The organism is Pyxidicoccus xibeiensis (assembly GCF_024198175.1).
In the GTDB taxonomy this organism is placed as follows: Bacteria; Myxococcota; Myxococcia; order Myxococcales; family Myxococcaceae; genus Myxococcus; species Myxococcus xibeiensis.
Genome location: NZ_JAJVKV010000002.1, coordinates 650,075 through 663,367, shown reverse-complemented (window position 1 = coordinate 663,367; position 13,293 = coordinate 650,075). Strand labels below are relative to the sequence as shown.

The following is a 13,293-nucleotide window of genomic DNA, read 5'->3' as shown; positions in this document are numbered from 1 at the left end:
ACATGACAGCTCGCGCGGACATCCAGCCTGGCACCCAGGACGCCGTCGTCTTCCCCGGCCAGGGCTCGCAGCGGCCTGGGATGGGGGCGGACTTCCACAAGCAGTGGCCCATCGCCCGGCGCACCTTCGAGGAGGCGTGCGACGCGGTGGGAGAGAACCTGGTCCAGCTCTGCTTCGAGAAGGACCCGAGGCTCCACCTCACCGAGTTCACGCAGCCCTGCATCCTCACGATGGAGATTGCCGCCTGGCGGGCGCTGGTGGAGGAGTTCGGCCTCCAGGCCACCGTCTTCGGTGGGCACAGCCTGGGCGAGTACACCGCGCTGGTGGCGGCCGGAGCGATTCCGTTCGCGGACGCGGTCCGGCTCGTCCGGCGACGCGGGGCGCTCATGCAGCGGGCCGTGCCCCAGGGGAATGGTGCCATGGCGGCGCTCGTCGCCGACGACCTGGAGCGCAGTGGCGCGCTGGGAGTCGCGCGGGCGGCGGGGGCCGAGGTCGCGAACCACAACTCGCTGGCCCAGGTGGTCATCAGCGGCACGAGCGAGAGCATCGAGCGGGCAAAGCGCGCGCTGGCCGAGTCACATCCCTCGCTGAGCTTCATTCCGCTCCAGGTCAGCGCACCGTTCCACTCGAGCCTCATGCGCTCCATCGAGGGCGAGTTCCAGGCCTACCTGGAGTCGTTCGCGCGCGGGTTCCGGCCGGAGCTGGCGGCGCGAGTCACGTCGAATGTCACGGGTGACTTCCACGAGGCGGGGTCGCTCATCGCGAACCTGGTCCAGCAGATCTCCGGCTCGGTGCGGTGGCTGGACAACATGCGCGCGATGGGTGCGCGGGCGCAGCGCATCTACGAGGTGGGCCCGGGCGCGCCGCTGTCCAAGTTCTTCCAGACGCTCGGCAGGACCGTGACACCGGTGACGAAGGCAGCGGACGCGGAGGCTGCGCTCCGGGGGTATGTGGCCCCGCGGGCCGAACCTTCCGTGGTCCGAGCGCCAGCTCCACCCGCTGTGCGGTCGGCCCCGGCTCCTGAGCGGGCCACAGGCACACGGGCGCTCGTGAGCGCGGAGCGGCTGGGCGACGCGGCATTCCGGAGGGACCACAACGTCCGCCTGGCCTACGTGGCGGGCGCGATGGTGAAGGGCATCGCCTCCCCGGAGCTGGTCATCCGCATGGGGCGGGCGGGGCTCCTCAGCTTCTTCGGAGCGGGAGGGCTCGGCCTCGAACGCATCGAAGATGGCGTCCGCCGCATCCAGGCCGCCCTGCCAGCGGGCGCCCCCTGGGGGGTGAACCTCCTGCACAACGTCAACCATCCCGAGCTCGAGGAACGGACCGTCGACGTGCTGCTCCGCCTGGGCGTCCGCTGCGTGGAGGCATCCGCGTACACCGTGCTCACCCCCGCCGTCGTGCGCTACCGGCTCAAGGGGGCGCGGCTCGCCGCTGACGGCGCGCGCCCCGCGAACCGCCTGATGGCGAAGCTTTCGCGCCCGGAAGTCGCACGGCAGTTCGTCTCCCCTGCCCCCGAGCGCATCGTCCGGGCGCTCCGGGAGAAGGGTCTCATCACCGACGAGGAGGCGCGCGCCGCGGCCCGGCTGCCGATGGCGGACGATGTCTGCGCGGAGTCGGACTCGGGCGGACACACCGACAAAGGCGTCGCCTTCAGCCTGCTGCCCGCGATGATGCACCTGCGCGACGAGGCCATGGCCGAGCACCGCTTCCCGGCGCGCATCCGCGTGGGCGCGGCGGGTGGCATCGGGACGCCCGAGGCCGTGGCCGCCGCCTTCACCCTCGGCGCGGACTTCATCCTCACCGGCTCCATCAACCAGTGCACGCCCGAGGCCGGGACGAGCGACCTGGTCAAGGACATGCTCGCCGACGCGGACATCCAGGACTTCGCGATGGCACCCGCTGGCGACATGTTCGAGCTGGGCGCCCGCATCCAGGTCTTCCGCAAGGGCGTCTTCTTCCCCGCCCGGGGAAACAAGCTGTACGAGCTGTACCAGCGTCACGAGTCGCTCGAAGCCATCGACGAGAAGACCCGCGAGCAGTTGGAGACGCAGTACTTCAAGAAGCGCATCGACGAGGTCTGGGCGGAGACGAAGGCGTACTACCTGAAGACCGACCCCGCGCAGGTGGAGCGCGCCGAGAAGAACGCCCGCCACCGGATGGCGCTCGTCTTCCGCTGGTACTTCGTGGACACCATGCGCCGCGCCCGGCGAGGCGACACGGCGGACAAGGTGAACTTCCAGATTCACGGCGGCCCCGCGCTCGGCTCCTTCAACCGCGCGGTGAAGGGGACGCCGCTGGAGCCCTGGCGCAACCGCCATGTCGATGCGCTGGCGGCGTTCCTGATGGAGAACGCGGCGCGGGTGCTCGAGGAGCGCTGGCGCCGCTTCACCGCCGAGGCCGTGGAGCGGGTGGCCTAGCTCCGCGGCACGTCACGCCCGAGGACTTGGCGGACGCGCTCCAGGTCTCCCGGCGTGATGTGGATGACCGAGTGCTTCGGAGTGACGACCGCCACCACGTGGGAGCCGAGCACCCACGCCCGGGCCCGGTACTGCGCGAAGTTGCGGAAGAGGCAGCTCCAGCCTCCGTCCGAGTGCGGCTCGAAGGCATCGGTCTCCAGGATTTCGAACGGCGTCGTCAGCCCGCAGCGCAAGGCCTTGGAGAGGGCCTCCTTCATCGCCCAGAGGACGTTCACCGCGAGGTCCCCGCTCGCAGGCGCGTGCCTCGCCATGGCGAGCTCCCTGGGAGGCATCACCGACTCGAAGACCTCCGTCCGCTGCGGGTCGACCAGCTCCACGTCCACGCCGAGGATGTGCTCGGGCCCGCAGGCCACCGCCACCGCGACGGCGCGGGTGTGGCTGAGCGACACGAGGGGCGGCTCGTCCCCCGTCCCCTTGACGATGGGCTGCTCGAACACCCCTGGCGCTATCTCCACGGCGTGCAGCGGCGCGGTGATGCCGAGCGCGCGGACCGAGAGCTTCCCCGCGACACGCCCCAGGAAGAAGCCGAGCCGGCGCGAGTCCGCGCGGAGCTCCTCCAGGCGCTGGCGCTCCTTCTCGTGCAGGAGCGTGAGGTGCCGGGCCTCGAGAGCGGCGGCGGACTCGAGGTGGACACAGGTGAGCACGCCGGGCACCGCCACCCCGTGGCGCACCATGCCGAGCGACACTGTCGCGAACGCCTCGGGGGAGAGAGCATCAGGGTAGGTCATTCGTCCGGATTCTGTGGCAACCCGGGCGGCGGCTCAATGCGCACGTGGAGCCCGGGGACTGGTCCCCCCCTTCCCTCCCGCTCCCGGTGAGGCAGGATGTGCGCCGTGACTACCCACATCGTCTTCGACTTTGACGGGACGCTGGCGGACTCGAAGGACGCGGTCATCCGGCTCTACAACGCGCTCGCCGAGAAGCGCGGCTACAAGGCGCTGTCCGCCGACAACCTGGAGGAGCTGCGCAAGCTGTCCATCCTGGAGCGCTGCGCCCGGATGGGCATTCCGCCCTACCGGCTGCCCTGGCTGGCGGTGCAGATGGGCCGGAGCCTGCGCGAGGTGATGACCACCATCGCGTTCCACGAGGGCATCCCCGAGCTGCTGGCGGAGCTGAGGCGCCGCGGGCACCCGCTCGCCATCCTGTCCACCAACCGGGAGGAGAACATCCGCGCGTTCCTGCGGCACCACTCGGCCGAGGCGCTGGTGGAGAGCATCCACTGCAGCAGCAGCTTCTTCGGCAAGGCCCGGCTGCTGCGGGCCCTGATGAAGCAGCGCGGGCTCCGGCCCGACCAGCTCGTCTACGTGGGCGACGAGCACCGGGACGTGGTGGCCTGCAAGGAGGTCAACGTGAGGGTCATCGCCGTGCGCTGGGGCGCGGATGCCGAGGCCCGCCTGCGGGAGGCCGGGCCGGACGCCATCGCCGGGCACCCGGCGGAGGTGGCCGAGCTCCTGTCCCGCTGGTCCGAGCGGCGCTGACTCTTTCTCACGGCCAGCCCGAGGGCTTCCACCCGGCCTCCGCTCAACGCCTGGAGTCCAGCAGCTTCTGCCCCGCCGACTGCCCGTGAGGCTCACCGCAGCTTCAAGGTGAGCCCCCCGAAGGTCATGTTCTCCCGGTGGTCCCCATCGCCCGAGTGGGTCATGGGGGCCTCCGCGAGGCCCACCGCCACCACGTGGCTCCCCTCCACGTCCACGCCCAGCAGGTGGAAGTGGCGCTCGCCACCGTCGAGCGGGACACGCTGCACCCTCACGCGGGCGCCGTCCTCGGAGACCAGGGCCAGCAGTGGGCCGGCGCCGCGGCTGATGCTCATGCCTCCGCCCCACCGGTCCCAGCCCGTCGCCCCCGCGACGAGCAGCCCCTCCGAGGTCCACCGCAGCGCCGAGAGGTGGTCCGCGCGCTCCCCGGCCACGTAGCGCTCGAAGCGGAGTGCGCCCGTGCGCCTGCCGAGCACGGCCACGTAGCCGTCATACGGCGCCATCCGCGAGTCGGCGCCGGGGAACGGCGGGTAGTAGTGGATGACGCCGCGGGCATCCTGGCGCACCGCCGTGCCGGCGAGGGCGACCTCCCCGTTCTTCACCGCCATGTCGAACACGACGAACTCGGCCACCGAGGCGGGGACGAACGGGTGTGTCCCCTCCCGCTCGCCCAGGGCGGAGAACGCCGTGAAGGCGAACGGCTGGTACTCGGTGTCCATGGGCGACGCGACGTCCTCGCCGGTGAGGCAGTCCAGCCGCGTCACGTCCTGGAACGTCTCGCTGGAGGCGAGGCACCGCAGCGTGTTCCACGTCCGGCCCACCACCACGCCGCCGTCTCCGTCCACCGCCAGCAGCGTGCGCAGCGGCGCTTCGCGCCAGCGGAACTCGTCGTAGGCCCAGGCGGCGGGCTCCACGCGGTGCCGTCCGTCCACGAGGCGCGTCCACTGCTCCGAGTAGTCCGTCCCCGACCACCCCAGCGCCATCACCCCGGAGACGAGGTACGGAGACGGCCTGTCGGGCGCCTCGTCGGGCTCGTCCACCCGGGAGAGGAAAGCCACCACCAGCCCCTCTCCGCGCGCCTCCGTGCGGAGCCAGCCGTCGGCGAGCGCGTGCACGTACCGGGACTTCATGCGGAACGGCTGCGCGGGCAGGTCGGCGCCCAGGTCCCCCGGAGGCAGCGTCGCGGCCTCGGGGAGCGGCTGGCGGGCCAGCACCTGCCCCTCCGCGGACAGCCGGACGAGGTCATACCCTCCCCGCTCCGCGTCGATGCGCTCCACCCCCAGCGTCAGCTCGCCCGAGGGGTGCACCGTGAAGTCGCTGAAGTGCTCCCGGGGCTGGGCCTCCCGCGCCCAGAGCTCGCGGGCCTCGGGCGAGTACGCCACGAGCCGCCGCGTCGTCCCGCCGGCGCTGTCGCGTGACGTCTCCAGCACATACACCCGGCCGCCGGACAGGCGCGTCTTGAGGCCACCCCACCCCGGGCGGGACGTCGTGCCGTGGGACAGCGTGCCCCGGTCGAAGGTGTGGTCCAGCGACACCGGAGGCACCTCGCAGCCCGCCTCGCACGAGTGCTTCGGCGCCTCGTGGCAGGCCGACAGCAGCACACATAGCAGCGCGCCCAGGTGGAGGTGGGTGACGGCGCGGACCCATCCGCGAGCTCGAACGGCTGGGGACTGGAAGTACGTCATGACTCACATACGGAGGGGGCGTGGCACCCTGGTCCATGGGAAGGCGCCAGCGTCAGAACCCCCGGCGCCGGCACGTCCGGGCGACCACCCTTCCACCGAGGCTCGGCACATGCACTGGGTCGTCCAGGACAACCTCTTCAACGAGCGGGGCTTCCACACGCTGATGCAGACGCTCGAGCGCGGTGGCATCCCCCACACGCTGGTGAAGGTCATCCCGTTCGACGGCGGCGTCCAGCCGGAGGTCCAGGTCTCCGGCCCCGTCATCGTCATGGGCTCGCTCAGCCTCGCCCGGTATGCGGTGCGGCGGGGCTGGGTGCCGGGCTCGTTCATCAACGACAACTTCGACTTCCGCGTCTGGCGCGAGCACCTGGGCGAGCACCTGCTGAACGCAGGCGCCCAGGTCTGCCGCTTCGCGGACGTTCCCCCGCGGGACGGGCCCTTCTTCATCCGCCCGTGCCTGGACGACAAGTCGTTCTCGGGCATGGTCACCACCTGGGAGGAGTTCGCGGCGTGGCGCGACAGCGTCCTGAAGCTCGAGGAGGCCACCACCGTCTCCCCGGACACCTGGGTGGCGGTCAGCGCGCCGAAGCACCTCCAGCGCGAGTACCGCATGGTCGTCGTCGACGGCCGCGTCGTCACCGGCACGCGCTACAAGCTCGGGGACCGCGTCGTGGGCTCGGCCGAAGTCGAGCCGGAGGTCTACACCTTCGCGCAGGCCATGGCGGACCGGTGGGGCCCGGCCCGCGCCTACGCGCTGGACGTCTTCATGCACGACGGCGGGCTGTACGTCGGGGAGATCAACAACCTCAACTCGGCGGGCTTCTACGCCTACGACGTGGGGAAGATGGTGGCCGCCATCGAGGCGATGCACTGGTAGCGCCCTCCGGGTGGGCGACACCTCGCGGGGTGTCGCCCACCGCATCTCTTCCGGCCCCGGGGTCTCAAACCTGTATTACGAGTAAACACAGACAGACCTCTATTTCGGTGCAATGCAGAGAAATCAATGAACACATAACTTCCGCTTGAAATCCGAATTACTCATGTGTCATGAAAGTCTCTCTTCTTCGGAAAGGTCGTGCGCTTGAGCAATCGATTCTTGAGGTCGTTCTGTGCGGCGTGGGTTGGCGCCGGACTCGTGGCGTGTGGCTCGGTGCAGCAGGAGACGGAGCCGGCGCAGGGAGCGGCGAAGGACGCGGACATCCAGGCCGCGCTGGCCCGGCTGCCCGGAGCCGAGGTGCTCGGCCGCAAGGGAGAGGTGCCCTACTTCATCCAGGGAGACCTGGGCCGGCTGTCCGACCTGTCCGCGCAGCGGGCGCGCTCGGACGCGGGGGGCGAGGCGCGTGAGGCGCTGGGTGAGATTGCCTCGGCCTTCCGCCTGCGCAACGACGACCTGGTCTTCCGGCGCGCCTCCGTGGACGCCGAGGGCCACAAGCACCTGCGCTTCCGCCAGCTGATGAACGGCCTGCCCGTGGTGGGCGCCGAGCTCGTCATCCACGCGGACGAGGAAGGCTTCATCTACGCGGCCAACGGCTCCGCGCGCGGCGCCAGGCCCTCGGCCACGAAGCCGACGGTGGCCTCCGAAGTCGCGCTGAAGGCGGCCGAGCTCGGCTCCACCGCGAGCCGCGCCTCCGCCAGCGGCCCCGCCACCCTGGTCTACATCTACCCCGAGGGCTCCGATGAGCCCCGCCTGGCCTGGCAGGTCCGCACGCTGGGTGAGCGCAACGGCATGCCCGCCGACGACCTGGTCTACGTCGACGCGCAGCGCGGTGGCGTGCTGGCGCTCCACCCGCAGCTCCACTCGGCGCTCAACCGCCGCGTGCACAGCGCGAACAACGGCACGTCCACCCCGGGCACCCTGCGCCGCAGCGAGGGCCAGGCCGCCACGGGTGACGCGCACATCGACATGAACTACGACCAGCTGGGCGTGACGTACAACTGCTACAACACGCTCTTCGGTCGTGACTCGTACGACAACGCGGGCGCCGCGCTCATCAGCACCGTGCACTACAGCACCAACTACGTGAACGCCTACTGGGACGGCACGCAGATGGTGTACGGCGACGGCAACGGCGTGGACTCCATCGAGCTGGGCAAGGACCTGGACGTCACGGTCCACGAGCTGACCCACGCGGTGACGGACACCGAGTCGGACCTCATCTACTCGGGTGAGTCCGGCGGCCTCAACGAGTCCATGTCCGACATCTTCGCCGGCGTGTGCGAGAGCTGGCAGCGCGGCTGGGCCACCGACGCGGACGTCTTCAAGATTGGCGAGGACGTCTGGACGCCGGGTGTCACGGGCGACGCCCTGCGCTACATGGCCGACCCGGCCGCGGATGACGTGTCGCTGGACTTCTACGGCGACTACTCGTCCGGCGTGGACGTGCACTACAGCTCCGGCATCAGCAACCTGGTGTTCGCGCTGCTCTCCACGGGTGGCACGCACCCGCGCGGCAAGACGAGCATCAACGTGGCGGCCATCGGCCCCGAGAAGGCCGCGCGCATCTTCTACAAGGCCAACACGGACCTGTTCACCGCGAGCACCACGTTCGAGCAGGCGAAGACGTACACCATCCAGGCCGCGCAGGCGCTCGGCTACGACGCGGCCACGGTGCAGGCCGTGACGGACGCGTGGCTCGCCGTGGGCGTGCCGCCTCCGCCGCCGGTGACGACGCCGCTGACCAACGGCGTGCCGGTGACGGGCCTGTCCGGCAGCTCGGGCAACAAGAAGTACTACACGCTCGAGGTGCCCGCCGGGCAGACCAGCCTGAAGTTCGAGACGTCCGGTGGCACGGGTGACGCGGACCTGTACGTGCGCTTCGGCTCCGCGCCGAACAGCAGCACCTACGACTGCCGTCCGTACACCAGTGGCAACGCGGAGACGTGCACCTTCAACAACCCGGCGGCCGGCACCTGGTACGTCATGGTGAATGGCTACAGCGCGTACTCGGGCATGTCCCTCACGGGCACGCACACGGGCACGGGCGGTGGCGGCGGCACTCCGGTGACGGAGACGGCCACCGGCACCGTGGCGCGCAACGAGAACGACCGGTTCGGCCCGTACAACGTGGTGCCGGGCACGACGTTCAGCGTGGTGATGACGGGCACGCGCAACCCGAACCTGTACGTGCGCTTCGGCTCGCAGCCCACGACCACCGCCTATGACTGCCGGCCGAACACCTCGGGTGCCTCGGAGACGTGCAGCCTGACGGTGCCGGCGGGCCAGACGGCCGCCCACGTCATGGTGCGCGGCGGCGGCTCGGGCACGGCGTCCTACAACCTGACCATCAACTACACGCGGCCGTAGTCACGGGCCGTCGTCACTGAAGGCTGAAGTCCGGCGGGCGGCTTCCTCCTGGGAGGCCGCCCGTCGTCTTTCGTACACGTCCGGCTCAGGCCGGCGCGTGCTCGGCCAGCACCCGGTCCAGGGCCTCCGCCTGCCGCCGCAGGTCCGGGTCCGAGGCCTTCAGCACCTTCGCCACATGGGTTCGCGCCCGGGCCGGGTCCGTCTTCGCCAGGGCCAGGGCCATGTAGAGGTTGCTGCGCGCCTTGTCCGGCTGAGCGGCCAGCACCGGCGTCAGCACCTGCTCCGCCCGTGCGTCCTCGCCCCGCTCCAGCAGTGACATGGCCAGATCACACGCGGGCTCCGGCTCGGCCGGCGCGCGGGCATTCGCCAGCTCCAGCAGCTCCAGCGCCCGGACGCGCTCTCCCGCCAGGTCCAGCGCGAGCGCCAGCCCGTACATCGCCTTCGCATCCCCTGGGGAATTCCGGAGCGCTTCTTCCAGCAGCCGCCGCCCCTCCCCCACGTCTCCCGCTTCCAGCCGGGCCATCCCGTCGCGATAAAGGTCCGTTCCCACTCAGGTCTCCTCGCACCACGCGGCGCGTCAGTCACAGGTAAGCAACTCTCGCACTACAAACTCCGACAACCTGAGAGAAAGCCTTCCCCCAGGTTCCCATGATCGTCCGCTCGCCCCCAGTCTCTGCCCGCCGCCCGGTCAACTCCACTTCCGAGACATCCGCCGCGGAGACGTCCAACACCGTCGCCAAGACGCGTGCCCACCAGAAGGACACGTTCACCGGGACCACCACCGCCACGCAGCGTACGGCGAAGGTCGGCGCCGCGCCGGCGGGAGACCACGGCAAGCTGATGCGGGAGTACCTCACCGGTGCCCGCCCGCCCCCGGCCGACTTCGAGAAGGTCATGGGCTACAAGCCCTACGCCATCCAGACGAAGCATGGCCAGCGGATGCAGGACCCGCACGGCTCCGCCTCGGCGCCCGGGAAGGTGGGGCCGGACAAGGAGTTCGACCCCGCGGCCAAGACGCACGACTACGGCTACGACCTGCTCCGCTACTACGCGAAGAAGGGCACGCCGCTCGGGCCCGAGGCGCGCAAGGCGGCCGACGCCCAGTTCCGCACGGACCTGTTCGACTACGCCAACGACCAGAAGAGCCTGGGCAGCCGCATCAAGTTCCGCGCGTGGGCGCAGATCTACGCCACGGCGGTGGAGCTGAACTCGCGCGTGCAGGGCTACGGCCCTCCGTGACGTCGCGCTACTGCATGCCGTAGCGCCGCAGCTTGTCGTAGAGCGTCCGCAAGCCGATGCCCAGCCGCTGGGCGGCGCGCTTGCGGTTGCCGCCCTCGTCCGAGATGGCCTGCTCGATGGCCATCCGCTCCAGCTCCTCCAGCGTCTTGTCCGGAAGCCGCCCGCCCTCCGGAGCGGTACCGGCGGGCGCGGGAGTCGAGCCCCCCGGCGGGTCCATCCACAGGTGCCGGGGCTCCACCACCTGGCCGTCCGTGAGGATGGCCGCCCGCTCCAGCGCGTTGCGCAGCTCGCGCACGTTGCCCGGCCACGGGAAGGCCACCAGCCGCTCCGACGCCTCGGGTGACAGCCGCAGGCCCGGTCGCCCCAGCTCCTCGCCGATGCGCCGCAGCAGCAGCTCCGCCAGCGGCTTCAGGTCCTCGCGCCGCTCGCGCAGGGACGGCAGGCGGATGGGGAACACCGCGAGCCGGTGGTAGAGGTCCTCGCGGAACTCGCCCCGCGCCATCATCGCCTTGAGGTCGCGGTTGGTGGCCGCCACCCAGCGCACGTCGGCCTCCAGCGTCCGCGTGCCGCCCACGCGCTCGAAGCGGCGCTCCTGGAGCACGCGCAGCAGCTTGGCCTGGAGCTCCGCCTTCAGCTCACCCACCTCGTCCAGGAAGAAGGTGCCGCCCTGGGCCAGCTCGATGCGCCCGCGCCGCTGGGCCACCGCCCCGGTGAACGCCCCCTTCTCGTGGCCGAACAGCTCGCTCTCCAGCAGCGTCTCCGTGAGGGCCGCACAGTTGACTGCGACAAAGGGCCCCTCGGCCCGCTCGCTCTGCTGGTGCAGCGCGCGCGCGGCCACTTCCTTTCCGGTGCCGCTCTCCCCCATCAAGAGGACCGTGGCCTGGGTGGGCGCCACCTTGCGCAGGGCCTCCACCACCGGCGCCATGGCCGGAGCGCCCCAGCTCAGCACCACCTCGCCCGAGGTGTGCCGGGCCCCAGCCTTGAAGTTGAGCAGCGCGCGGCGCTCCAGGGCCCGCGCCACCGTCAGCCTCAGCTCGGCGGGGCTGCTCACCGGCTTCTGGAGGTACTCGAAGGCGCCGGCCTTCATCGCCGCCACCGCGCTCTCCACCGAGCCGATGGCGGTGAGGACGATGACCTCCACGTCCGGCTGCTCCTCGCGCACCTTGCGCAGCAGTGCCAGGCCGTCCAGCCCGGGCATCTTCAAGTCTGTCAGCAGCAGGTCCACGCCCTGCCGGGCCAGCAGCCGCGCCGCCTCGTCGCCATCCGCGGCCGTCGTCACCACGTGGCCCTCGTACTCGAGCGCCTCGGCGAGGAACGTGCGCACGCCCTCCTCGTCGTCCGCCACCAGGATGCGCGCCATGGCTTCAGCTCCCCCTGGCGGGGACGGTGAGGCGGAACTCCGCGCCACCGCCGGCATGACTGCGGGCACTCACGGTGCCGCCGTGCAGCTCGACGATGCGGCGGGTGATGGCGAGGCCCAGCCCCACGCCGCGCAGCCGTCCGGTGACGAACGGCTCGAAGATGCGCTCCTCTTCACCCGCGGGGATGCCCGGCCCGTGGTCCTTCACGGTGAAGACGAGGGACCTGCCCTCCTGCTCCACGCTCGCCTCCACCCGTGTGCCCTCGGGGCTTGCCTGCACCGCGTTGCGCAGCACGTTCTCCAGTGCCTGCTGGAGCCTGCCCGCGTCCACCGGAAGCCGCAGGCGCTCCGGCAGGTAGTGGGCCTCCACGCTCGCCTCGCCCGTGGCCTCCACCGCCGCGCGCAGCACGTCGTTCGGGTCCGCCTCCGCGCGCCGCAGCTCCCCGCTGCGCACGAAGCCCAGCAGGTCGTTCATCAGCTGCTCCAGCCGGACGGCCTCGCTCACCACCCGGTCCGCCTTGGGGCGCAGGACTTCATCCCGCTCCACCCGCTCGGCCAGCAGCTGCGCGTGGCCCTTGAGCGAGGCCAGCGGGTTGCGCAGCTCGTGCGCCAGCACCGCGGACATCGTGCCGAGCGCCGCCAGCCGGCGCCCCCGCTCCAGCTCCTCCGAGAGGGCCTCGCGCTGGGCCAGCGAGCGCGAGAAGGCGAAGGCCAGCACCAGGATGCCCAGGCTGGAGATGATGGCCACGACCAGCAGCCGCTGCGAGCGCGACTCCAGCTCCAGCGCGGTGAGCGGCTCGAACTCGTAGGCGATGCGCAGCCCGCGGCGCGGGTCCTGCGGAGGCCCTGCCTCGGTGGGAGGCGGGGGCGCGGGTGCCTGCGCGGATGCCGGATTCGCACCGGGCGCGGCGCCCTCCGCCTGGGGGAAGCGGGGCCGACGCAGCCGGTGCATGAACCGGACGCGGCCCCCCTCCAGCTTGAGGTCCGGCCCCTCCCGGAACTCCCCCGGCGAGCGCTCCCCCGCCGCAGCCAGCACCTGCTTGTCCTCGTAGACCGCCACGTAGCGCAGCCCGCCGTCCCGGTTGGCCGCGAGGAAGCCGTCGAGCGCCTGCTGGCTCGGAGGGCCGTTGAAGTCCCGGAAGGCCTCGAACGCGGCCATCCCGATGACGTTGGCCATGCCGCGCGTGACGAGCGAGGAGGACTCCAGGGCGGAGGCGCGGATGAACCACGCCGCAGACAGCAGCACCGCGCACATCAGCGCCGCCGCCACCCAGGGCAGCCGGGGCCCCCGGGGACGCCACCAGGGCGCGCCGCTCATCGCCGACCTCCGGCCCGGTGACTCCCACTGCATGGCGTCTTCCTGCATGTTGCGAACTCTGCATGCGGAGTGCGGAATCCGCACTCACTTCCCACCGGACCTGGTGCCGCCTGGGGCCGCTCGGCGCGCTCAGGCTTCCTGGATGTCATGGGCATCGCTCCTGGGGGTGGAGGGCGACCGGAGGCCGCCGGCAGGGAGGACAGGCGGGCGCGCCTGCTCCGCGCACCCGCCTTCCACGCTGTTGCAGTGCAAGCAGGAGGCCCACACGCCGCGAAGGCCTCGTTCTCCTCTAGGGAGCGCGCGAAGTCGGCACCCCGGGCCTGGTGGATGCGGACCTCGCATGCGGAATCCGCACCCGGGCTGCGGTTCCCGCAGCGGTGCCGGCACTTTTCCCACGGGTTCCAGGGGGTTGGACGCTGGCAAGGCGCATGCAAT

The 13,293-nt window shown here is 71.3% G+C and carries 10 protein-coding genes; 5 read left to right on the top strand and 5 right to left on the bottom strand.

Annotation, left to right across the window (positions count from 1 at the left end; translation table 11 throughout):
* Nucleotides 1–2: 2 nt before the first annotated feature.
* On the top strand, nucleotides 3–2,417 hold the full coding sequence (locus tag LXT23_RS10725) for a PfaD family polyunsaturated fatty acid/polyketide biosynthesis protein (RefSeq protein WP_253980020.1): 2,415 nt from the start codon (nucleotides 3–5) through the stop codon (nucleotides 2,415–2,417).
* Here the strand turns inward: LXT23_RS10725 and LXT23_RS10720 are convergent.
* Entirely contained in the window at nucleotides 2,414–3,205 is a 792-nt protein-coding gene (locus tag LXT23_RS10720; protein ID WP_253980019.1) for a 4'-phosphopantetheinyl transferase family protein, read from the bottom strand. The genes LXT23_RS10725 and LXT23_RS10720 overlap by 4 nt on opposite strands.
* Nucleotides 3,206–3,310: 105 nt before the next feature.
* Here LXT23_RS10720 and LXT23_RS10715 point away from each other — a divergent pair, with 105 nt between their 5' ends.
* Nucleotides 3,311–3,955, top strand: a complete 645-nt coding sequence (locus LXT23_RS10715) for an HAD hydrolase-like protein (protein ID WP_253980018.1) — start codon at nucleotides 3,311–3,313, stop codon at nucleotides 3,953–3,955.
* A gap of 92 nt (nucleotides 3,956–4,047) precedes the next feature.
* Here LXT23_RS10715 and LXT23_RS10710 read toward each other — a convergent pair whose 3' ends face one another.
* Entirely contained in the window at nucleotides 4,048–5,637 is a 1,590-nt protein-coding gene (locus LXT23_RS10710; protein ID WP_253980017.1) for a hypothetical protein, read from the bottom strand.
* A 109-nt stretch (nucleotides 5,638–5,746) separates the two neighbouring features.
* On the opposite strand from LXT23_RS10710, the gene LXT23_RS10705 reads away from it, so the two are divergent.
* On the top strand, nucleotides 5,747–6,514 hold the full coding sequence (locus LXT23_RS10705; protein WP_253980016.1) for an ATP-grasp domain-containing protein: 768 nt from the start codon (nucleotides 5,747–5,749) through the stop codon (nucleotides 6,512–6,514).
* A gap of 219 nt (nucleotides 6,515–6,733) precedes the next feature.
* On the top strand, nucleotides 6,734–8,941 hold the full coding sequence (locus LXT23_RS10700) for a M4 family metallopeptidase (protein ID WP_253980015.1): 2,208 nt from the start codon (nucleotides 6,734–6,736) through the stop codon (nucleotides 8,939–8,941).
* Between the two features lie 85 nt (nucleotides 8,942–9,026).
* Here the strand turns inward: LXT23_RS10700 and LXT23_RS10695 are convergent, their stop codons facing one another.
* Nucleotides 9,027–9,491 carry a tetratricopeptide repeat protein gene (locus LXT23_RS10695; protein ID WP_253980014.1) on the bottom strand — a complete coding sequence of 155 codons (465 nt, stop codon included), beginning with the start codon at nucleotides 9,489–9,491 and terminating at the stop codon, nucleotides 9,027–9,029.
* Between the two features lie 98 nt (nucleotides 9,492–9,589).
* Here LXT23_RS10695 and LXT23_RS10690 point away from each other — a divergent pair, with 98 nt between their 5' ends.
* Nucleotides 9,590–10,180, top strand: a complete 591-nt coding sequence (locus LXT23_RS10690) for a hypothetical protein (protein ID WP_253980013.1) — start codon at nucleotides 9,590–9,592, stop codon at nucleotides 10,178–10,180.
* A gap of 7 nt (nucleotides 10,181–10,187) precedes the next feature.
* On the opposite strand, the gene LXT23_RS10685 is transcribed toward LXT23_RS10690, so the two are convergent.
* Nucleotides 10,188–11,540 (bottom strand): sigma-54-dependent transcriptional regulator, encoded by a 1,353-nt coding sequence (locus LXT23_RS10685; protein WP_253980012.1) that lies wholly within the window; start codon nucleotides 11,538–11,540, stop codon nucleotides 10,188–10,190.
* A 4-nt stretch (nucleotides 11,541–11,544) separates the two neighbouring features.
* Nucleotides 11,545–12,906, bottom strand: coding sequence for a two-component system sensor histidine kinase NtrB (locus LXT23_RS10680; protein WP_253980011.1), 1,362 nt, complete (start codon nucleotides 12,904–12,906; stop codon nucleotides 11,545–11,547).
* Between the last annotated feature and the right edge of the window lie 387 nt (nucleotides 12,907–13,293).

Bases quoted from the DNA above. Each gene is read 5' to 3' on its own strand.
- LXT23_RS10705 (WP_253980016.1), top strand. From the start codon at position 5,747: ATGCACTGGGTCGTCCAGGACAACCTCTTCAACGAGCGGGGCTTCCAC.
- LXT23_RS10725 (WP_253980020.1), top strand. From the start codon at position 3: ATGACAGCTCGCGCGGACATCCAGCCTGGCACCCAGGACGCCGTCGTC.
- LXT23_RS10680 (WP_253980011.1), bottom strand. From the start codon at position 12,906: ATGCAGGAAGACGCCATGCAGTGGGAGTCACCGGGCCGGAGGTCGGCG.
- LXT23_RS10720 (WP_253980019.1), bottom strand. From the start codon at position 3,205: ATGACCTACCCTGATGCTCTCTCCCCCGAGGCGTTCGCGACAGTGTCG.
- LXT23_RS10710 (WP_253980017.1), bottom strand. From the start codon at position 5,637: ATGACGTACTTCCAGTCCCCAGCCGTTCGAGCTCGCGGATGGGTCCGC.
- LXT23_RS10690 (WP_253980013.1), top strand. From the start codon at position 9,590: ATGATCGTCCGCTCGCCCCCAGTCTCTGCCCGCCGCCCGGTCAACTCC.
- LXT23_RS10685 (WP_253980012.1), bottom strand. From the start codon at position 11,540: ATGGCGCGCATCCTGGTGGCGGACGACGAGGAGGGCGTGCGCACGTTC.